Annotated in this window: 22 protein-coding genes and 3 pseudogenes; 16 read left to right on the top strand and 9 right to left on the bottom strand. The window is 68.8% G+C overall.

Annotation, left to right across the window (positions count from 1 at the left end; all coding sequences use genetic code 11):
- The first annotated feature begins 99 nt into the window (after window positions 1-99).
- Both ACIBG6_RS07555 and ACIBG6_RS07550 read left to right on the top strand, forming a co-directional pair.
- Window positions 100-603: a hemerythrin domain-containing protein gene (locus ACIBG6_RS07555; protein ID WP_399221628.1), complete on the top strand. Its 504-nt coding sequence runs from the start codon at window positions 100-102 to the stop codon at window positions 601-603.
- A gap of 137 nt (window positions 604-740) precedes the next feature.
- Window positions 741-1931, top strand: a complete 1191-nt coding sequence (locus ACIBG6_RS07550; protein ID WP_399221627.1) for a zinc-dependent alcohol dehydrogenase — start codon at window positions 741-743, stop codon at window positions 1929-1931.
- A gap of 236 nt (window positions 1932-2167) precedes the next feature.
- Here ACIBG6_RS07550 and ACIBG6_RS07545 read toward each other — a convergent pair whose 3' ends face one another.
- Window positions 2168-3061 carry an SDR family oxidoreductase gene (locus tag ACIBG6_RS07545; RefSeq protein ID WP_399221626.1) on the bottom strand — a complete coding sequence of 298 codons (894 nt, stop codon included), beginning with the start codon at window positions 3059-3061 and terminating at the stop codon, window positions 2168-2170.
- A gap of 39 nt (window positions 3062-3100) precedes the next feature.
- Window positions 3101-3727, bottom strand: a complete 627-nt coding sequence (locus tag ACIBG6_RS07540) for a flavodoxin family protein (RefSeq protein WP_399221625.1) — start codon at window positions 3725-3727, stop codon at window positions 3101-3103.
- A gap of 550 nt (window positions 3728-4277) precedes the next feature.
- Between ACIBG6_RS07540 and ACIBG6_RS07535 the strand changes: the two genes are divergently transcribed.
- Both ACIBG6_RS07535 and ACIBG6_RS07530 read left to right on the top strand, forming a co-directional pair.
- Window positions 4278-4553: a hypothetical protein gene (locus ACIBG6_RS07535; protein ID WP_399221624.1), complete on the top strand. Its 276-nt coding sequence runs from the start codon at window positions 4278-4280 to the stop codon at window positions 4551-4553.
- Between the two features lie 102 nt (window positions 4554-4655).
- Window positions 4656-4811: a hypothetical protein gene (locus tag ACIBG6_RS07530; RefSeq protein ID WP_399221623.1), complete on the top strand. Its 156-nt coding sequence runs from the start codon at window positions 4656-4658 to the stop codon at window positions 4809-4811.
- A gap of 485 nt (window positions 4812-5296) precedes the next feature.
- Here ACIBG6_RS07530 and ACIBG6_RS07525 read toward each other — a convergent pair whose 3' ends face one another.
- The 4 genes from ACIBG6_RS07525 to ACIBG6_RS07510 form a co-directional block, all read right to left on the bottom strand.
- Window positions 5297-5452 (bottom strand): DUF6131 family protein, encoded by a 156-nt coding sequence (locus ACIBG6_RS07525; protein WP_399221622.1) that lies wholly within the window; start codon window positions 5450-5452, stop codon window positions 5297-5299.
- 168 nt (window positions 5453-5620) lie between these two features.
- Window positions 5621-5863, bottom strand: a complete 243-nt coding sequence (locus ACIBG6_RS07520; protein ID WP_399221621.1) for a hypothetical protein — start codon at window positions 5861-5863, stop codon at window positions 5621-5623.
- A gap of 153 nt (window positions 5864-6016) precedes the next feature.
- Window positions 6017-6622 carry a hypothetical protein gene (locus ACIBG6_RS07515; protein WP_399221620.1) on the bottom strand — a complete coding sequence of 202 codons (606 nt, stop codon included), beginning with the start codon at window positions 6620-6622 and terminating at the stop codon, window positions 6017-6019.
- Between the two features lie 2 nt (window positions 6623-6624).
- Window positions 6625-6783, bottom strand: coding sequence for a hypothetical protein (locus ACIBG6_RS07510; protein WP_399221619.1), 159 nt, complete (start codon window positions 6781-6783; stop codon window positions 6625-6627).
- Window positions 6784-7970: 1187 nt separating this feature from the next.
- On the opposite strand from ACIBG6_RS07510, the pseudogene ACIBG6_RS07505 reads away from it, so the two are divergent.
- Together ACIBG6_RS07505 and ACIBG6_RS07500 are read left to right on the top strand one after the other, a co-directional pair.
- Window positions 7971-9767, top strand: a pseudogene (locus ACIBG6_RS07505) (thiamine pyrophosphate-requiring protein).
- Between the two features lie 57 nt (window positions 9768-9824).
- A pseudogene (locus ACIBG6_RS07500) lies at window positions 9825-10089 on the top strand (DUF6328 family protein); the annotation flags it as partial.
- Between the two features lie 460 nt (window positions 10090-10549).
- On the opposite strand, the gene ACIBG6_RS07495 reads toward ACIBG6_RS07500, so the two are convergent.
- Complete coding sequence (locus tag ACIBG6_RS07495; RefSeq protein ID WP_399221618.1) at window positions 10550-10930, bottom strand: hypothetical protein; 381 nt, start codon at window positions 10928-10930, stop codon at window positions 10550-10552.
- Between the two features lie 143 nt (window positions 10931-11073).
- Here ACIBG6_RS07495 and ACIBG6_RS07490 point away from each other — a divergent pair, with 143 nt between their 5' ends.
- Entirely contained in the window at window positions 11074-11247 is a 174-nt protein-coding gene (locus ACIBG6_RS07490) for a hypothetical protein (RefSeq protein WP_399221617.1), read from the top strand.
- 94 nt (window positions 11248-11341) lie between these two features.
- Window positions 11342-11515, top strand: coding sequence for a CsbD family protein (locus ACIBG6_RS07485; protein ID WP_399221616.1), 174 nt, complete (start codon window positions 11342-11344; stop codon window positions 11513-11515).
- A 72-nt stretch (window positions 11516-11587) separates the two neighbouring features.
- On the opposite strand, the pseudogene ACIBG6_RS07480 reads toward ACIBG6_RS07485, so the two are convergent.
- Both ACIBG6_RS07480 and ACIBG6_RS07475 read right to left on the bottom strand, forming a co-directional pair.
- Window positions 11588-12437: pseudogene (locus ACIBG6_RS07480) on the bottom strand (SRPBCC family protein).
- A 3-nt stretch (window positions 12438-12440) separates the two neighbouring features.
- Window positions 12441-13415, bottom strand: coding sequence for a histone protein (locus tag ACIBG6_RS07475; RefSeq protein ID WP_399221615.1), 975 nt, complete (start codon window positions 13413-13415; stop codon window positions 12441-12443).
- Window positions 13416-13633: 218 nt separating this feature from the next.
- Between ACIBG6_RS07475 and ACIBG6_RS07470 the strand changes: the two genes are divergently transcribed.
- The 8 genes from ACIBG6_RS07470 (at window position 13634) to ACIBG6_RS07435 (ending at window position 17561) form a co-directional block, all read left to right on the top strand.
- Window positions 13634-14008, top strand: a complete 375-nt coding sequence (locus ACIBG6_RS07470; protein ID WP_399221614.1) for a gas vesicle protein — start codon at window positions 13634-13636, stop codon at window positions 14006-14008.
- Between the two features lie 28 nt (window positions 14009-14036).
- Window positions 14037-14525 (top strand): gas vesicle structural protein GvpA, encoded by a 489-nt coding sequence (locus tag ACIBG6_RS07465; protein WP_399221613.1) that lies wholly within the window; start codon window positions 14037-14039, stop codon window positions 14523-14525.
- A gap of 3 nt (window positions 14526-14528) precedes the next feature.
- On the top strand, window positions 14529-15251 hold the full coding sequence (locus ACIBG6_RS07460) for a GvpL/GvpF family gas vesicle protein (RefSeq protein WP_399221612.1): 723 nt from the start codon (window positions 14529-14531) through the stop codon (window positions 15249-15251).
- Window positions 15252-15278: 27 nt separating this feature from the next.
- Window positions 15279-15527 carry a gas vesicle protein GvpG gene (locus tag ACIBG6_RS07455; RefSeq protein ID WP_399221611.1) on the top strand — a complete coding sequence of 83 codons (249 nt, stop codon included), beginning with the start codon at window positions 15279-15281 and terminating at the stop codon, window positions 15525-15527.
- Window positions 15528-15602: 75 nt separating this feature from the next.
- Window positions 15603-15989, top strand: coding sequence for a gas vesicle protein GvpJ (gvpJ, locus tag ACIBG6_RS07450; protein WP_399221954.1), 387 nt, complete (start codon window positions 15603-15605; stop codon window positions 15987-15989).
- Window positions 15986-16933: a GvpL/GvpF family gas vesicle protein gene (locus tag ACIBG6_RS07445; RefSeq protein ID WP_399221610.1), complete on the top strand. Its 948-nt coding sequence runs from the start codon at window positions 15986-15988 to the stop codon at window positions 16931-16933. The genes gvpJ and ACIBG6_RS07445 overlap by 4 nt, the downstream gene beginning before the upstream one ends.
- Window positions 16930-17145: a gas vesicle protein gene (locus tag ACIBG6_RS07440; RefSeq protein ID WP_399221608.1), complete on the top strand. Its 216-nt coding sequence runs from the start codon at window positions 16930-16932 to the stop codon at window positions 17143-17145. Before ACIBG6_RS07445 ends, ACIBG6_RS07440 begins: the two co-directional genes overlap by 4 nt.
- The gene (locus ACIBG6_RS07435; protein WP_399221606.1) at window positions 17142-17561 is read left to right on the top strand and encodes a gas vesicle protein K; all 420 of its coding nucleotides are present in this window, start codon (window positions 17142-17144) and stop codon (window positions 17559-17561) included. The genes ACIBG6_RS07440 and ACIBG6_RS07435 overlap by 4 nt, the downstream gene beginning before the upstream one ends.
- Window positions 17562-17568: the final 7 nt, after the last annotated feature.

Genomic DNA, 17568 nt, shown 5'->3' with positions numbered 1-17568 from the left:
GCTTGTTTCGACCGGCCAAGGGCAGCAGCCAAAGGAACCGCAACGGTCCGGACGCCTTCGGTAGGAGGCGACCACGAACATCGAGCGAGGAGAACGACGGTGGGTACCGGCAACAACGAAGACCAGGATGTCGTCGCGGCCATCCTCAAGGATCACCGCACCATGGAGGACCTGTTCCGCCGCATGCGGAGCGTCGAGTCCGACCGCCCTGCCGCGCTGAAGGAGTTCTCGGCGTTGCTCGTGGCGCACGGCGAGGCGGAGGAGGCCGAGGTCTACGGGGCGCTGAAGCGCTTCCGGGACATCGACGACGAGGAAGTGGAGCACGGTACGGAGGAACACGCCGAGGGAAACAAAGCGCTCCTGGCCCTGCTCGAGGTCGAGGACGTCGGCTCCGACGAGTGGGACTCGCGGCTGGAGGACCTGGTGGAGGCGGTCTCCCACCACGTCGACGAGGAGGAACGGACGATCCTCAACGGCGCCAGGGAGAACGTTCCCGCCGAGCGTCGGGCCGAATTGGCGGCCGCGTTCCTGGAGGAACGCGCGAAACAACTCGCGTCGGAATGCGGCAGCGTGGAGAACGTCCGCACGGTCGTCAACCGGTGAGGTGATCCGCCGCGCCGTCTCACCCGGCGCCCGCCGGAGCGCCGCGAGCGTCCCGTCCCGTGGCGGGGCGCGCATACAAACCGGCGGCACCGGGCAGTCGCGGCGTGTCGAGCGACACCGACCGTGAGGAGAGAACCATGAGGGCGTTGACCTGGCACGGACAGCGCGACGTGCGGGTGGACACCGTGCCCGATCCGGTGATCGTCGATGCCACGGACGTGATCGTCCGGGTCACCTCGACCGGCATCTGCGGCTCCGACCTGCACCTGTACGAACTGTTCGGGCCCTTCCTGGACGAAGGCGACATCCTCGGCCACGAGGCCATGGGGATCGTGGAGGAGGTCGGTCCCGAAGTCCGTACCCTCAGGCCTGGCGACCGCGTGGTGGTGCCGTTCAACATCTCCTGCGGGACGTGCTGGATGTGCGGCCAAGGGCTGCATTCACAGTGCGAGACCACCCAGGTCACGGAGTACGGGATGGGCGCGGCCCTCTTCGGCTACACCAAGCTCTACGGGCAGGTCCCCGGCGGTCAGGCCGAGTTCCTGCGGGTCCCCTTCGGCGACGCCCTGCCGGTCAAGGTGCCCGACGACGCTCCCGACCAGCGGTACCTGTACCTCTCCGACGTCCTGCCGACCGCTTGGCAGGCCGTCGCCTACGCCGAGGTTCCGCCGGGCGGCACCGTGGCGGTGCTGGGCCTCGGGCCGATCGGTGACATGGCCGCGCGAATGGCACTGCAGAGAGGCGCTGGTGAGGTCCTCGGCGTGGACCTTGTCCCCGAGCGACTTTCCCGGGCGCAGGAGCACGGTGTCCGCCCGCTCGACCTCGCCGAGCTCGGCGACGGTCTCGGTGACCGGATCCGGGATCTCACGGACGGCCGCGGCGTGGATGCCGTGATTGAAGCCGTCGGGATGGAAGCCCATGGTGCTCCCCTCACCAAGGCCGCGCAGAGGGCGACGGGCCTGCTGCCCGACGCCCTGGGCAGGAAGCTGATGACCAGGGCCGGTGTGGACAGCATGACCGCGTTCGACGCGGCGGTGGACGCAGTACGCCGCGGCGGCACGATCAGTCTGGTCGGTGTCTATGGAGGAGCGGTCGACCCGGTGCCCATGCGCAGCCTCTTCGACAAGCAGATCCAGCTCAGGATGGGCCAGGCCAACGTCCGTCGTTGGGTGGACGACATCCTTCCGCTGCTCGACGACAGCGATCCCCTGGGGGTCGACACGTTCGCGACCCACGTCCTGCCGCTCGAGGAGGCACCTCAGGCGTACAAGACGTTCCAGGCCAAGCGGGACGGCATGGTCAAGGTGGTGCTGACCCCCGGTCACTGACCATCCGTACAGCCGCACCCATGTGCGCGGGGACGAGCCCGCCCCCGAACCCCGGTGCCGGCGGCGGTGTTGCTCGTCGTGCTTCTCGTCATCGCGGCGCTCGCCGTCCCGGCCCGGAGCACATCCGCACCTGCTCCTCGCGGCCCTTGCCCGGCTTCCGGCGCGTGTCCTGCATACCGCCCATGACGGCGATTCCTCTGGGCTCTCGCCTGACGTCGACCGTCGTGGGACATGGGTCAGGGCAGGGGGGTTCCTCCGGTGGCGTTGACGATCTCCCCGGTGATGTAGCTGGACTGGGGTGAGGCCAGGAAGACGTACGCGGGGGCCATCTCCGCCGGCTGCGCGGGGCGGCCCATCGGCGACTGGTCGCCGAAGTCCTTCGTCCGGGGCATGGTCGCGGGGATGAGTGGTGTCCAGACCGGACCGGGCGCGACGGCGTTGACCCGAATACCGCGCTCGGCGACCATCTGCGCCAGGGAGTGGGTGAAGGAGATGATCGCCGACTTGGTCATGGCGTAGTCGAGCAGGTGCGGGCTGGGCTGGTAGCCCTGTACGGACGTGGTGTTGATGATGCACCCGCCGCGAGGCATGTGGGCCAGTGCCCTGCGGGAGAGCCAGAACATCCCGTACAGGTTGGTCTTCATCACCCGGTCGAACTGATCCGTGGTGATGGCCTCGATCCCGTCGGGTTGGGACATCTGGTAGGCGGCGTTGTTGACGAGGACGTCGATGCGGCCCAGTTCTCCCACCGCCCGGTCGATCAGGGCGGTGCACTGGTCCTCGTCGCGGATGTCGCACATGAGGGGCACGGCTGTGCGTCCCGCCTCGCGGACCAGGCGGGCCGTCTCGTCCGCCTCGTCCGCCTCCTCGGGCAGGTAGGTGAAGACGACGTCGGCGCCCTCACGCGCGAAAGCCAGACACACGGCCCTTCCGATCCCGGAATCGCCGCCGGTGATGACCGTGGCCCGGTCGCGCAGCACGTCGTGGCCCTGATAGGAGTCCTCGCCGTGGTCGGGCCGGGGGGTCATCCGGTCGGTCGAACCGGGATGGTCTTGGTGCTGATCGGGGAACGGGGGCCGGGGGTGGCGGGTCACAGGGTCGGGAACATGGGGTGATTCCTGGGGGGACATCAAGATCTCCATCGTGCCGTGCTGGGAGGGGCCGCGCGATCAGGAAGAGGACGGGTAGGGAGCGGCCTTGAGGCGTCGGGCGAGGTGCGCTGTGTTGGCGGCGAGGGTGCTGGTGGTGGCCGCGGTCTTCCCGGGGGTGCTGTCGAGGTCCTGGTAGTCGGTGCGCTGCATGGCTTCGCCGACCCAGTAGGTGACGGCGTTGGGCGCGAGGGAGAACCCGATGTCGTTGAGGCCCTGGAAGAGGTCGGCGCTGACCTTGTGCGCGCCGTCCTCGTTGCCGACCACACAGACCGCGGCGACCTTGCCGTACGTGAGCATGCGACCCTCGTCGTCGGTTTCGGAGAGCTCCGCGTCCAGGCGTTCGAGAACGCGCTGGGCAACGCTGGAGGGGTGCCCCAGCCAGATCGGTGTGGAGAGGATCAGGATGTCGGCGCCGAGGATCGTCGCCCGGATCTCCGGCCAGGCATCGCCGTCGCCCATGTCGGTCTGCACACCGGGCTTCACGTCGTGATCGACGATCCGGATGGTCTTCCCCGTCACGCCGTGCTCGGAGAGCGCCTTCATCGTCTGCTCCGCCAGCAACTGCGAGCTGGAAGGGGCAGGGGAGGGGGAGAGAGTGCAGACGAGCGCGACGGCGCGCAAGGGGGTGGTCGATGTGGTGTCCATGGTCATCGACTACCCGTAAGCCTGATTTCATCCCTCCTGCCTGCCCCGGATCTACGCCGTACGGGCCCCTGGCCGGTCCCGGGCGGGACATGAGGAACCCGCTCACGACGTACGGAATGGGCGGGCAGCGAACTGCGCTTCGCCTGCTATTTACCGGAGGAGTTGATGTCGCGTGAACGAACATGTGTGGAGTTGCAGTTCGGCCTCGGGGCCACCTGGCCGGTGCCGACCCCATCGGCTCCGAGGCGGTGCCACCGACGGGCGCATCGGAGGCGAGAAGATCTTCCTCGACCAGGCCAAGGAAGAGATCAAGCACGCACCCGAGTTCCACCGCGAAGTACACCTCGGCGACCCGGCGTACGGACGGATGCCACCCCGTCCGTGACCAGGATCTTCCGTCGCGAGGATCACCTTCCGTGCGGGGCCGGCCGTAAGGGTGGTGCCGCCCTGTGCAGCGCACGTCATCGACCCGGATAATGGCCATACCGCCTCCCGTCGCACACAGAGTCTCCTGCGGCAGGGGGCGGACAGTAGGAAGACTGGAGGAGTCATGCTGATCCGATACGCGATGGAGGAAGACATCCTCCACCTTCAGATCACGCGCGACCTCGACATCTCCAGCCGGGCTGCGGCGACCCTGGAGATCGAGATGCTCCTGTTCACGCTTCGCCCGTACGTCCGCGTGAGGGTGCAGCTGCCCACTGCCGATCCTTCGCCGGCCTCCCTCAGTGTCCTGACCCGCGCTCGACGCCTGTGTGGCCACCTAGGGGTGCCCCTGAGTGTCGTGGGCCCGGTCTCCACCACCGAGCTCCCACCAGTTGCGTGACTGCCGTGGCGGTGCACACACCATGGACTGATCGAAAGCGTTGGGGATGTACTCAGAGCGGCCCTTGCTACCCATCGCGCCTGTGTCGACGCACGGGGCCACATGACCGCCACGACACTGCTCTCCGCAGGCTTCCTCCCGCATGAGCTGGTCCCGATCGGCCCGATCCCCCACCATCTGCGCCAGCTGTTCCTGATCACCAGCACCCTGAGCCTGTTCACGTTCGTCCCGGACCGGACGCACCTGGGGATCGACTGAGGGCTGCCAACGTCGGCCCAGGCCCACACCAGGGGCCTGAAAGGCTCTTGCCGATGCTCCACCGCTGACCCTCAGCCAACCTGCCCGAGGCTTCCAGTGACGCGTCGACGCCGCCGAGCGAGGCCTGTACGGATCGCGACGGGCTTCTCCGTACCGTCCCCCGGGGCGATGAGTTCCCGAGCAGAGCAGGACTCCACCCAGCGCGAGCAGGTCCGGAGCCCGTACGCAGAGACGGTCGAGGAGCAGCCTCCCGTCGAGTCCGGCGTCCCGATTCCATCGCGGGCCCCGGGAGGGTAGGCCCCCGTCCTCGCACGGCCATATACGGCGGATTCACGGTGACGAGGTCGAAGCGTTCACGTGACACCGGCACGTCCAGATCGCCGCGCAGGGTGCGGGCCTTCGATAGAACCGCCGACCTGCCGCGGACCCGTGCGGCCGACGGATGGCGGGGCTTCAGCCGGCGGGGGTGCCGGCGCGCCGCCCGGCTAGTAGTAGTGGCGTCGGCCGCCCACGGCGTGGCCGACGGATCCGAGGATCCAGAGGGCGGCGCCGACGACGGCCAGGATGATCCCGATCGTCCACAGCACGGAGCTGCCGATGAGGAAGCCGATGATGAGCAGAATGACTCCGATGAGGATCATGACGTGCCTCGATCTCTTGATGGGGGGCCGGGTTTGCGATGCCGGTGCGGCACGCCCCAGTTGAACTGCCTCTGCCCGCGATCCGTGGGTCTATGGGTATTCCCCGTGCCGGAGCTGTCGGTCCGAGGCCGCGGCAGGCGGGTCATGTACCACCCTCCGTGGGCTCTTTCACGACGCCCCGCAGTGCGGCAGCACATCCAGCAGTTCGAGCAGGTAGAGGAAAGCCGTGGCTATCGGTCTCCTCGTAAACACGCGCGGACACTCGATCCGTTCGCGCAGCCCCCGTGTCACCGGCAGCAGGGCGCCGACGTCGCGATGGTGCTCGGGCTTGGCCGGCAGCCGGGAGACCGTCAGGTCGGTCGGGGCGAGCACGGGCATGGGGACGGAGTCGCGCAGCAGATCCGTCGACATCGATGACCGCGTGGACACCGCTGACACGGTCACCCGCGCTCTGCGGGAGCGCGGCATGCTGATCGTCGAACCTCCGGATGCCCGAACCCGCCGTTCTCTCCGAGCCGTTCGATCGCTCCGGAGACCGTGACGCCCGCGTGGCAGGCGGCGCAGTCACCGGCGCCGAGACCGCGAGGGCGACGGCCGCGAGGACCGTGGTATGCCAGGTGCGGAAGTCCTTGGCGGTGATCTCGCGTCCTGAACGGTCCCGCAGGTAATCGTTCCGTTCCTCCGCGCGGACGTCGTGCCAGGTACGGCCCTCCCAGTACGCGAACAGCCGCTCCCCGTCGCCGCCGCGCCGCTGCAGCGCGCGCACGAGCCGCGGTATGCCGGCTCGTCCACCAGGGCCCGCGTCTGCCGACGGCCCGACTTGGCCGGATAGCTGAGGCAGACCTCCCCGCCCGCGCAGGCGGCATGCTCTCGGAGGAGGGTGGTGAGGCCGTAGGAGGAGTTGTCGCGCCGGTAGCGCTCGTCGCCGACCGGGAAGAAGCCGAGATCGAGCAGGCGTGCCGCGCAGGCGAGCACGCGCTCGCGGCACAGGCCACGCAGCGCCAGATCACGCGCGATGGCGCGCCGCGGCCGCGTCCGCGCGCGGCCTGCCGTATATGGGCGTGCTTCGCCGCTTCCTGCCGCCGTCGGAATTCCTCGTGGTAGAGGTACTGCCCGCGGCCCGCGGCGTCGGTCCCGACGGCCTGTATGTGTCCGTTGGGCCAGGGGCATACCTACACGTCCCGCCAAGCCGGCGGAATGACGAGCGCGACCACCCTGGCCCGATCCTCCGGGCCGAGCGGCGAGCCGTCCGCGTCCAGGTACCGGAAGCCGCGACCGTGGCGGACCCGCCGCCAACCCGGCCCGTCAGGATCACTCGTCCTCAGCCGCACACCTCCACTGTGCCGCCGTACGGCTCCATCCGCCCGCCCTCCTTCGGAGTGCCGGCGGGTGGAGGACGCGTTGGACCGCACCGCGGTCCTGTTGCTCCAGGGACACGGTTGGGTGCCCGACGCGCGCCGCCGGGCGGGGAACGGGGCGGTTCTGCGTACCCGGTTGCTCGGACGTCCCGCCGTCGCCCTGCACGGGCCGGAGGCGGTGCGCTTCTTCTCCGACGAAGCTCATGTACAACGCGAGGGCGCCCTGCCCGGGCCCGTGCCCGACACGCTCTTCGGCCGAGGTGCTGTCCACACGCTGGACGGCGGGGCGCACCGCGTGCGCAAGGCGCTCTTCGTCGACCGGCTCACCGGACCGGCGGCCGTGACCGCGCTCGTATGGCACGTCGAGGCCGTTTGGCAGGACGGCTTCGCTCCGACCGACGTTGGAGGGCCCGGGCGCGAGGTCGTGCTCTTCGACAGGGCGGCGCACGTCCTGGCACGGGCCGTCCGGGACTGGTCGGGGCTGCCGCTCGACGACCCCAGGTGCGGAGCCTGTCGAGGGACTGCGTCGCCATGGTCGACGGGTTCGCCACCCCTGGCCCGCGTCACGTGCGGGACAGACTCCGGCGGGTCGAGAACGACGACGACCCCACCGGGTACGCGACGGCCTTCGCCCACGAGGTGCGACGCTTCCATCCCTTCGTACGCTTCGTCGGCGGCCTGGCCGCCCGCGACCTGGAGTGGCGCGGGGAGCACATCGCCGAAGGCACGCTGATGCTCCCTGGACGTGTACGGCCAGAACCACGACCCAGCTCACTGGCCCGATCCCTACCGATTCGATCCCGGCCGCTTCCTCTCCCGGCCCCCGGAGCCCGACCTGCTGATTCCGCAGGGCGGCGACACCCGTACCGGCCATCGGTGCCCCGGCGAGGCACGGCCGGCTAGACCGACCGTCCGCATCGTCGACCATGACGTCCGTCTCGGTGTTCCCATTCGTTCAGTGGACTTGCCCGCTGACCGGCGGCCTCACCTGCGCACTATGTCGCGCAGGTTCTCCAAGCTGTCCCAGGCCTCGGAACCGACGCCGTCCATGTTTCCGCGAGCCCCCCGAGGGCAGTCGCACCCGCGGAGCCGCCATGCCCCGCAAGGAGCACCTTTCCGCGCGCGAGGTCGGCATTCCCCATGGACCGGAGGCGCAGGTCATGACCAGGAAGACCGTAGGTGACCACCTGCTCGACAGGCTCGGCGCCTGGGGCGTCAGTCACGTCTTCGGCTACCCGGGGGACGGGATCGGTGGGCTGCTCGCGGCCTGGGAACGGGCCGGCGACGACCCCCGCTTCGTGCAGGCCCGGCACGAGGAGATGGCGGCCTTCGAAGCGGTCGGCTACGCCAAGTTCTCCGGCCATGTCGGCGTCTGCGTCGCCACCGCGGGGCCCGGTGCGATCCACCTCCTCAACGGCGTGTACGACGCGAAACTCGACCACGTACCGGTGGTCGCAGTGGTCGGGCAGACCGATCGCAGCGCCATGGGCGGTTCCTACCAGCAGGAAGTGGATCTCCACACGCTCTTCAAGGACGTGGCCAGCGCGTTCCTGGAGACGGTCACCGTCCCCGAACAGCTGCCCAACGTCCTCGACCGGGCCCTGCGCACCGCCTACGCCCGCCGGGCCCCTACCGCGCTGATCATTCCCGCCGACGTTCAGGAACTGCCGTACTCGCCTCCGGAGCACGCCCACAAAATGATCCCCTCCAGCCTTGACGCCGGCGGCTGGGCCCCGGTGCCCGACGACGCCTCCCTCGCCCGCGCGGCCGACCTCCTCAACCAGGGCGAGCGCGTGGCGATGCTCGGCGGGCAGGGTGCGGCAGGCGCCGCACCCGAAGTCGAGGAAGCGGCGCGGATCCTCGGCGCGGGGGTGGCGAAGCCCTGCTCGGGCTGGACGTCATCAGCGACGGACTCGCCTTCGTGACGGGCCCGATCGGACTGCTCGGAACCCGCCCGTCGTACGAACTCATGCGGGACTGCGACACGCTCCTCACGGTCGGATCGAGCTTCCCCTACTCGGAGTTCCTTCCCCCGTACGGGCAGGCTCGCGCCGTGCAGATCGACATCGACCCGCACATGGTGGGGTTGCGCTACCCCTACGACGTCAACCTCGTCGGTGACGCAGCGACCACCCTGCGCCGTCTCCTGCCGATTCTCACCCCCAAGCCGGACCGGGACTGGCAGCGGACCGTGGAAGCGGGTGCAACCCGCTGGCGGACTGTCATGGAGCGTCGTGCCGCACTGTCGGCGGATCCCGTCAACCCCGAGTACGTCGCGCACGTGCTCGACCCGCTGCTCCCCGACGACGCGATGATCACGTCGGACGCGGGCTCCGTCGCGACCTGGTACGCCCGCCATCTCACGATGCGGGGCACCATGCGAGGCTCCCTGTCGGGCACGCTCGCCTCGATGGGCAGTGGTGTCCCGTACGCGATCGGCGCCAAGTTCGCCCACCCTGACCGGCCGGCGATCGCGCTCGTGGGCGATGGCGCCATGCAGATGAACGGAGTCGCGGAACTGGTGACCGTGGCCAAGTACGCGGACGAGTGGACCGATCCCCGGCTCGTCGTCGCCGTCTGGAACAACCACGACCTGAACCAGGTCAGTTGGGAGCAGCGAGCGTTCGGAGGAACTCCACCGTTCGAAGCCTCGCAGTCCCTTCCCGACGTGCGGTACGCGGAGTTCGCCCGGTCGCTCGGGATGGACGGCATCCGGGTCACCGATCCGGAGGGCGTCGAGGACGCTTGGCGAGAGGCCCTTGCGGCGGACGGCCCCACGGTCCTGGACTTCCGTACGGACCCGGCGGTGCCCCCCCATCCCGCCGCATTCCACCTGGGAGCAGATCGAGGGGACGCTCGCCTCCCTGACCCACGGAGACGGACACCGGGCCCACCTCGTCCTCCAGGGACTGAAGGCGAAGGCCCAGGAGCTTCTCCCGCGCCGCCCTGGCGACTGACGGTCCCGCCACCAGCCGGCCGGGGGCCACACCCCCACAGGGCGGACCTGTTGAGCGGCCCGGGAGCGGGTCAACAGACGATGGCAGGAGATCCTTCAGGAGACGCGCGTCGCTCAGCGGTGTACAGATCCTGTTCGCGTTCCTACTGAGCCAGGCCTTCACCGGTCGCTTCGAGGATCTGGGAGGCGTGGACCGCGGACTGTACGTCGCCATCGTCGTCCTCGCCGCATCCTCGACGGCCGCGCTGATCGCTCCGGTCTCCATCCACCGCTGTCCCTCCGGCCTGCGGCTGAAGGAGGAGGTCGGCACGGCTCGGGCGAAGACCGTCAGGTCACAGGTGGGGACGTCCTTGATCAGGCCCTGGAGGGTCATGAGCAGTTCCACGCCGGCGTTCCAACGGGGCGCGGGGGCCTCAGATCCCCACCTGACAAAGCCCCCACTGTGCTGTCGCGGTCTTGTGACGGGAGGCTTCCCCCGCGGCAGCGTGCTTACCTGCGTGCGGCGGAGCCGGTCGACGCTCTCGCGGTCGTAGCCGGAGTGCAGGCGGACCATCTTGTTCCGTTTGGGACAGCACGATGAACACAACGCGAGCGAGTACCCGCATCGCCTCCTTCAGGGAGCGGCTGGCGCGGGCGAAGACCCTTGCGGTTCCACCCTGAAGCGAGAACGACAGCACGAGCACATCAACGAGAGCGCGCAGAGGCGCGGCGAGAGCGCCAAGCGCGTGCGTCCGGCAGCTTCGGATCGGGGCGGAAGACCCTGCGTCGGCACGGGCAGCCGGGTCAGCCGCGTCTGCGGCGAGCTGCTCGCGTGCAGCTCGACCTCGTGCCGAGGTGGCGAGACGAGCACGAATCCACTCGACGACCGCCGTACAGCGCGAGCGCCTGGAGGATCTCCTCCGCGGGCGCACCGGGTTCCGACCGGTCATACGCGTCGGCCACCGCCTCGAAGGCGAGTACGAAGCCGTTGACGAGGGCGCTCAGTGGGGCCGCCGGCTGGTTCAGTACCGCCGCACCGACCTCCGCCGCGTCGCCGGTGTCCGGAACGAGGAACTGGGTGGGAACCACGTCGCCGAGCAGATCGGAGGCGTAGTCCCCTCCGACGCCACCACGCAGGGCCGTGAGCGCGGCGACGGCCTTGAGTCGGATCTCGCTCTCGGTCATGTGTCGAGCGTATGGATTTTCGCTGCCCTTCGGCGCGTCTCTCCGGCCGGTCAGGGCACTCTCTTCCCGCCGAGGCGGGAGTCTCCGCTTGCCTGTCTTGAGGGTGGGTAGGCGGTGCAATGAGCATCCGAGAAGGGACCGCCATGAGCGCGAAGGAGAAGGCCAAGGCCAAGGCCGAGCAGATCGCCGGAAAGGCCATGCGGAAATCCGGCCACTCACGGGGCAAGGAGACCACGGCGGCCAAGGGCGTCGCTCTGGGTGTCCGGGGCAAGGCGCGGGAGGCGAAGGAGAAGGGCAAGGACCTCTTCAAGCGCTGACCCACGTATACGCCTGAACGTCAGGGGTAGTCGCGGCGTAGGACACCCGTCACAGGGCGGGTGGCACAGGGGACCTGCGGGAAGGTGACTGACCATGGCCGGAGGCAAGAAGGCCAAGAACATGGCGAAAAGCGCCAAGGGCAAGGTCAAGGAGACCACAGGAAAGACCGTCGGAAACGAGAGTCTGGAGATGAAGGGGCGTGCCGAGCAGGCGGCGGCCGACGCCAAGCAGGCAGCGGAGAAGGCGAAGGACGCGCTGAAGCACTGACCGCTGGAGGGGCGCTGCCGGCCCGAGAAAGGAGTGGCCCGATGGGCCGCTCCTTTCGCTGCGGGGTGAGGCTCATCGTCCGCGGCGGCGAGAACCGGTGGTCTCGTACGCCTCGTCCTCGTTCTCGTCGTCGACCTCGTCCGCATCCTCGTCGCTCTCGGCGTAGCCTTCCTCGTAGCCTCGTCGTCCCCTTCTCCGGGTTCGTCGTACGCCTCATCGCCCTCCTCGGGCTCTTCCTCCTCGCCGTATTCGCTCGCCTCCTGTTCTTCCTCCTCGAGCGCGTCTTCGTGCGAGCGGACCACTTCGCCGTCGCGGATCTCGCCCCGCCAGCCTTCCGGATCGTCGTCGGTGAGGGTGACGTAGCGGCGGAAGTGCTTCAGATCGAGCCTGAGACGGCGGCCCTGGGCACGCCAGATGTTGCCCGTCTTTTCGAACAGGCCGGACGGGTAGTACTCGACGGTGACCAGGATGCGAGTGAGGGACGGGCCCAGGTCGTGGAAAGTTGACGCAGCCGCGGGTCGAGCCCTTGGCACCCTCTGAGCTCCAGACGATGTGGTCGTCCGGCACCTGTTCCTGGACCGTCGCCTTCCAACTTCGTGTCGAGAATGCCACCTTGACCTTTCAGTCGCTGGTGGTCTCGTCCGCCTGCGAGACGTCGCGGACGCCTCTCGTGAACCCGCTGAAGTCCTCGTACTGGGTCCAATGGTCGTAGACCCTGCGTAGCGGAGCACCCACCGATGTCCGTGAGCTTGCCGCCGTTCTCGGCCACGTCGTCAAGCTGGTCAGTGACGTCCTCGAGCTTGTCCGTGGCCTTCTCGGCCAGTTGGCCCGTCTGGGCGGTGAGGAAGTCGCCGACTTCTTCGAGCAGCCGGTCAAGTCCGGATCTCGACTCGTTGGCTTGGGTGCGCTCTTCGCGTGCCACGGCCTACCTCCGAGTCGACGGCTTGCGGGTCGCTCTCTTCTTAGCCGTCGGCTTGCGTGCCGGGCTCGTTCGCGCCGTGGTCTTCTTGGCTGTCGTCTTACGAGCTGTCGTCTTCCGCGCGGAGGCGCTCTTCTTTGCCGGTGCGGCCTTCTTCGCGGGTGCGGTCTTCTTCGACGGTGCGGTCTTCTTCGCGGGTGCCCGGCTCGACGTCCGCTTCTCCGCCGCGGTCTCCTTGGCCGGGGACTTCCCTGCCGCCGACTTCTTCGTGGCGGCTGTCTGCGAGCTCGACTTGCCGGCAGTCGTCTTCCTTGCCGGCGGGGCGGACTCCTTGGAACCGGCTGTCTTCTTGGATGCGGCGGACTTCCTTGCTGACGTCGTCGTCGCGGTCTTCTTCGCCGGCGCTCTTGTGCTGCGACCCTGGGACGCCTTGCGGGGACGGGACTCCGCGGTTTCCCTGGTCCGAGAACGGGATGGCGGACGTGAAGTCCGGCGCGAGCGTGGCTCGTCCGACGTGGGTTCTGCTTCCTCGGCCTGCTCCTTCTCGTCAGGCTCCTCTTCCTCCTCCCACGCCTCTTCGTCTTCGTAGTCCTCGTCGTCCCGCTCGGCCTCCTCCTCGCCTTCGCCGCCCCTTTCCTCCTCGTCCTCGTACCGTCCGTCCTCTCTGCCACTGCCTATCGCCAGCGTCCGCTCGTGGAGTGAGTCGGCAAAGTCGGCCAGCTTCCGGTTCGCCGCCGCTGTCAGTGCCTGACGACCGGCGTCCATCGCCTCGCCCCTCAGCTGATCACCGATCTCTGCCACCTGAGGTATGTCCTTGAGCTTGGTCAGCCCCTGGGACACGAGCTGCCCCGGTTCGAGGCCGAAGCGCCGGCCCGCGAGATAGGTCGCCACGGTGAATGCGAGGCGACCCTTCTTCGTCCGACCCAGTACGTACCCGCCGGCCACGGCGGCCGCAAGGGCGATCTTGGTCGCGTCCTGCATGACCTCTGTCCCTTCACCGGGTGCCAGCGGCCTCGTCGTCCCGCGTACCGAATCGCTGCGGCGTAGGGAACGCCGCGCGTCGCGCATCAGCTTGCTCACCCACAGAGGGACGCCCCTTCGGGCGGCGGGAACGAGTCTGCATCTCCCGGGAATGGCGTGTACCCATATACCATGAAACTCTAGCCTTTACTGGCCGTACATCTCCTGGAAGGGCCGGCATGGCCTCAGCAGATCCGGCTCGCCCCCGACGGGCAGCCTCTCGCGCCGCCGCCGACGACGGCCGGGAGCCGCGGACGCCCGCTCGGCGGACGCCTGCGTCACGGCGTCGGAAAGTCGTGGACGCAGGAGAAGCGATGAGTTCGGCGATCGATCAACTGGCCAAGCTGCTCGGCAGAATGCCCGAGTCCGTCTCCTCACTCAAACCCACCGACTCGGGGTGGGAAGCACAGGTGGAGGTCGTGGAGCTGGAGCGCATTCCCGACACGACGAGCGTGCTGGGCAGTTACCACGTCATGCTGGACGAGGGAGGCGCGTTGATCTCCTTCGAGCGAACTCGCCGCTACAACCGCGGAATGATCGATCGGCCGATCTGAGACGAGCCCGGCCGTGAAGGGAGGCGCCATGACCATGGTGCCGCAGAGCGGCAGTGCCATCAGCAGGGGCGGGGGTTCGACGAGCAGCCTGTACGACGTCCTCGAATTGATACTGGACCGCGGTCTGGTGATCGATATCTTCGTCCGCGTCTCCCTGGTCGGCATCGAGATCATCAAGATCGATGCCCGGATCGTGGTCGCCAGTGTGGACACGTACCTCCGCTTCGCGGAAGCGTGCAACAGACTCGATCTCGAAGCCGGTCGCAAGGCTCCGGCTCAGCTTCCCGAAGTCGTCGGAAACATGGTGGAAGACGGAGCCCACGGAAAGTCCCAGGGAGCCATCAGTGGGGCGATCGACGCCGTGACCGAGTCCCTCACCGGCAGGTCCCGTGGCGACGATGAGGAACCGGAAGAAGAGGAGGCGGAGGAACCGGAGGCGGAGGAACCGGAGGAGGAGCCCGCTCCCCGGCGCCGCCGGCCCGCTGCCCGACGATCGGCGCGGCGGGAGAAGGAGTGACTCATGGCCCTCTACGTCTACGCGATCGTCGCGACGAGTCATCCGCTCACGATCGAAGACATGACCGGCGTCGGCTCGGAGCCGGCCCCCGTGCGCGCCCTGGAGTCCGGACCCATCCGTGCGGTGGTCAGCGACATCTCTGAGGAGATCCGGCCCAAGCGACGTGACCTGCTGATCCACCAGGATGTACAGGAACGTCTCATGGGGAGCGGCCCCCTTCTGCCTCTGCAGTTCGGCTACACCGCCCCCGACGAGTCGACGGTCCGGCAGGTGCTCCTGAGGGACGCCGACAGGTATCTGGCCGACCTGGAGCGCCTCAAAGGCTGCGCCGAGTACCACGTACGAGCGACCGTGGCCGAGGACGAGCTCCTGCGTCAGATTCTTCGGGAATCGCCGGAAGCGCATGAGCTCAACGAGCGCATGCGCGCCGGGGACCCGGACCCCCAGCTCCCGCTGGCTCTCGGTCAGATCGTCGCCACGCAAGTACGGGAGCGGCAGGACGCCCTGGCGGCGGGACTGATCGATGCGCTGCTGCCGTTCGCCCGCGAACACAACGTCCGGCAGGCCTCGGGCGACGACTTCCTCAACTTCTCGCTGTTGGTCGCCGAGGACCGGAAGAAGGAGTTCCTCACGGCGCAGGCGGAGCTCGCCCGGCAGCTCGACGATCAGGCCGCTGTCGCGTTCCGGCTGAGTGGCCCCCTGCCGCCGTACAGCTTCGTGCGGTGACGGCCGACTGGAAGGAGGGCGACGGGCATGGGTCTGGTTTCGTACCTGCTGACGCTCCCCCTCGCCCCGGTGCGCGGCGTCGTCTGGGTCGCGGAAAGGGTGGCGGAGCGTGCGGAGGAGGAGTACTACGACCCTGCTCCGGTCTGGCGGGAGCTCGCGGCCCTGGAGGAGCGGCTCGTACGAGGGGAGATCGACCAGGAGACATTCGACCGACGCGAGGATGAGCTGCTCGATCGGCTGACGGAGATCACCGTTCACCGGCGGCAACTGCCATGACCGGATTCCGAGGACGCCGCCGTGTCTGACCCCCTGCCCGACCGCTTCGGGCCCGTCCCCTCCCGGGCAGCGCCGATGCCCTACGGGCCGAGTTCCTCCGCGAACCTCGCGGACATCCTCGAACGCGTCCTCGACAAAGGAATCGTCATCGCCGGGGACATACGCATCAACCTGCTCGACATCGAGCTGTTGACGATCAAACTGCGGATCCTGGTCGCTTCCGTCGACAAGGCGAAGGAAATGGGCATCGACTGGTGGGAGCACGACCCCTCCCTGTCGTCGGGGCGCAGTGGCGCCGCTCTCGCGGAGGAGAACCGCCGCCTCCGCGCGGAGCTGGAGGAGAACCGGCGCCTCCGCGCGGAACTCGAGGAGCTGCGGCGCGGGGAGCAGGAAACCGGGGAACCGCCTGAGGAGCCCGGAAACAGGGCGGCACCGGAAGAACCTCGAGGGCGCACGAAATGAACGGTCGAGAAGGCCTCATCTACGTCTACGCCGCGGCTCCGGACACGCGCCGGGTGCGCGCATGCCTCTCGGACGTCCGTGGCGTGTCGGAGGCGCCCGTGCTCCTCCTGGGCGAAGGCGCACCAGGTGCACCCGGCCAGGCCGTTCCACCCGCCGTGGTGTTCGTCATCAGCCGGGTCGCGGCCAACGAGTTCGACGAACGGACGCTGAAGGATCGCTTCGAGGACCTGGAGTGGCTGGAAGGCATCGCCCGAGCCCATCACGAGGTCGTCCAGGCGATCGCCCGCCACGACACCGTTCTCCCGTTCCGGCTGGCGACCGTGTACCAGAACGACGAGCGCGCCCGCCGTGCCCTCGTCGCGCAACGCGATGCCTTCGCCGCACGGATCGCCCTGCTCAGCGGCCATAGCGAGTTCGGCGTCAAGCTGTACGTCCCCCCTGCCGGACCCCCGGAGGACGGCAGCGTTGACGACCGCTCCGACGACGGCTCCGTCCTCAGTCCGGGCAAGGCGTACCTGCGGCAGCGTCGGGCCCAGCACAGCGTCCAGGAGAGCCGGTACCAGCGTGCCCAACAGGTCGCCGAGCGCGTCGAGGCCCTCGCCTCTGAGTTCAGTACTCATCGTGTGCGCCACCCCGCGCAGCGTGGCGCCTTGGCGGGCCCCGAGGAGAACGTCCTCAACGACGCCTACCTTGTCCCGGACGACCGGGCCGAGGCGTTCCGGGCGGCGCTCACCGCGGTGACGCGGGAGATCTACGGCGTAGACGAAGGCCAAGGTCCGGAAGGGGTACGCGTCGAGGTCACCGGGCCGTGGGCCCCGTACTCCTTCGCCATGGCCACACCACAACCGTCCCCGCCGTCGGCACCGCCTGTACCCACGCCGCCCCGGCCGGATGAGTCAGATGAGGCGAATGAGTCGGGCAGCCGGAGCGGGGGAGCGCCATGACCGTCGCCCGGTCCACCGAACCGCTGCCCGGACGCCAGATCGCGCTGGTCGACCTGCTCGACAGGTTGCTCAGCGGGGGCGTGGTTCTCTCCGGCGACATCATGCTCTCGATCGCTGACATCGACCTCGTCCGCATCTCGCTCCGTGCCCTGATCGTGTCCGTCGACTCCGAGACGGAGCCGTGGCGGCCCGTCGACCGGGGACGGGCATGAACGGGGTGAGCCCAGCAAGCGGGGAGCGGCACAGCTCCCCGGAGACCTCCGGGGCCCTGGGGGATGTCGGCACCTCCTTGAGCGACGCATTTCGCCTCATCCAAACGCCGCCCACACCGGCCGACGAACCCCGACGCCCCGCACGCAGGATCCGCACCGACAGCGAGTCGGTGGAGGAAGACCTCCTGAAGCTCGTCCTGACTCTCGTGGAGCTCCTTCGCCAGCTCATCGAGCGCCAGGCTCTGCGGCGTGTCGACGCAGGCGACCTCACCGACGACCAGGAAGAGGAGTTGGGCGCCACCCTGATGGCCCTGCACGATGCCCTGGCCGACCTCTGCGCCGAGCACGGATACACGCTCGCGGACCTCAACCTCGACCTCGGCCCGCTGGGACCGTTGCTGCCACGCGTGGACTGACCATGGC

Origin of the sequence: Streptomyces sp. NPDC050842 (genome assembly GCF_044456565.1) — a bacterium.
In the GTDB taxonomy this organism is placed as follows: domain Bacteria; phylum Actinomycetota; class Actinomycetes; order Streptomycetales; family Streptomycetaceae; genus Streptomyces.
The sequence above is the reverse complement of the archived record's forward strand: the minus strand, read 5'-3'. Positions and strand labels throughout refer to the sequence as shown.

Coding starts and splice junctions, on each gene's coding strand:
- ACIBG6_RS07545 (WP_399221626.1), bottom strand. CDS start 3,061: ATGTCCCCCCAGGAATCACCCCATGTTCCCGACCCTGTGACCCGCCAC.
- ACIBG6_RS07550 (WP_399221627.1), top strand. CDS start 741: ATGAGGGCGTTGACCTGGCACGGACAGCGCGACGTGCGGGTGGACACC.
- ACIBG6_RS07460 (WP_399221612.1), top strand. CDS start 14,529: ATGGCCCTCTACGTCTACGCGATCGTCGCGACGAGTCATCCGCTCACG.
- ACIBG6_RS07465 (WP_399221613.1), top strand. CDS start 14,037: ATGACCATGGTGCCGCAGAGCGGCAGTGCCATCAGCAGGGGCGGGGGT.
- ACIBG6_RS07515 (WP_399221620.1), bottom strand. CDS start 6,622: ATGCCCCTGGCCCAACGGACACATACAGGCCGTCGGGACCGACGCCGC.
- ACIBG6_RS07495 (WP_399221618.1), bottom strand. CDS start 10,930: ATGACCGAGAGCGAGATCCGACTCAAGGCCGTCGCCGCGCTCACGGCC.
- ACIBG6_RS07490 (WP_399221617.1), top strand. CDS start 11,074: ATGAGCGCGAAGGAGAAGGCCAAGGCCAAGGCCGAGCAGATCGCCGGA.
- ACIBG6_RS07470 (WP_399221614.1), top strand. CDS start 13,634: ATGGCCTCAGCAGATCCGGCTCGCCCCCGACGGGCAGCCTCTCGCGCC.
- gvpJ (WP_399221954.1), top strand. CDS start 15,603: ATGCCCTACGGGCCGAGTTCCTCCGCGAACCTCGCGGACATCCTCGAA.
- ACIBG6_RS07525 (WP_399221622.1), bottom strand. CDS start 5,452: ATGATCCTCATCGGAGTCATTCTGCTCATCATCGGCTTCCTCATCGGC.
- ACIBG6_RS07455 (WP_399221611.1), top strand. CDS start 15,279: ATGGGTCTGGTTTCGTACCTGCTGACGCTCCCCCTCGCCCCGGTGCGC.
- ACIBG6_RS07530 (WP_399221623.1), top strand. CDS start 4,656: ATGACCGCCACGACACTGCTCTCCGCAGGCTTCCTCCCGCATGAGCTG.
- ACIBG6_RS07540 (WP_399221625.1), bottom strand. CDS start 3,727: ATGGACACCACATCGACCACCCCCTTGCGCGCCGTCGCGCTCGTCTGC.
- ACIBG6_RS07485 (WP_399221616.1), top strand. CDS start 11,342: ATGGCCGGAGGCAAGAAGGCCAAGAACATGGCGAAAAGCGCCAAGGGC.
- ACIBG6_RS07475 (WP_399221615.1), bottom strand. CDS start 13,415: ATGCAGGACGCGACCAAGATCGCCCTTGCGGCCGCCGTGGCCGGCGGG.
- ACIBG6_RS07445 (WP_399221610.1), top strand. CDS start 15,986: ATGAACGGTCGAGAAGGCCTCATCTACGTCTACGCCGCGGCTCCGGAC.
- ACIBG6_RS07435 (WP_399221606.1), top strand. CDS start 17,142: ATGAACGGGGTGAGCCCAGCAAGCGGGGAGCGGCACAGCTCCCCGGAG.
- ACIBG6_RS07440 (WP_399221608.1), top strand. CDS start 16,930: ATGACCGTCGCCCGGTCCACCGAACCGCTGCCCGGACGCCAGATCGCG.
- ACIBG6_RS07520 (WP_399221621.1), bottom strand. CDS start 5,863: ATGTCGACGGATCTGCTGCGCGACTCCGTCCCCATGCCCGTGCTCGCC.
- ACIBG6_RS07535 (WP_399221624.1), top strand. CDS start 4,278: ATGCTGATCCGATACGCGATGGAGGAAGACATCCTCCACCTTCAGATC.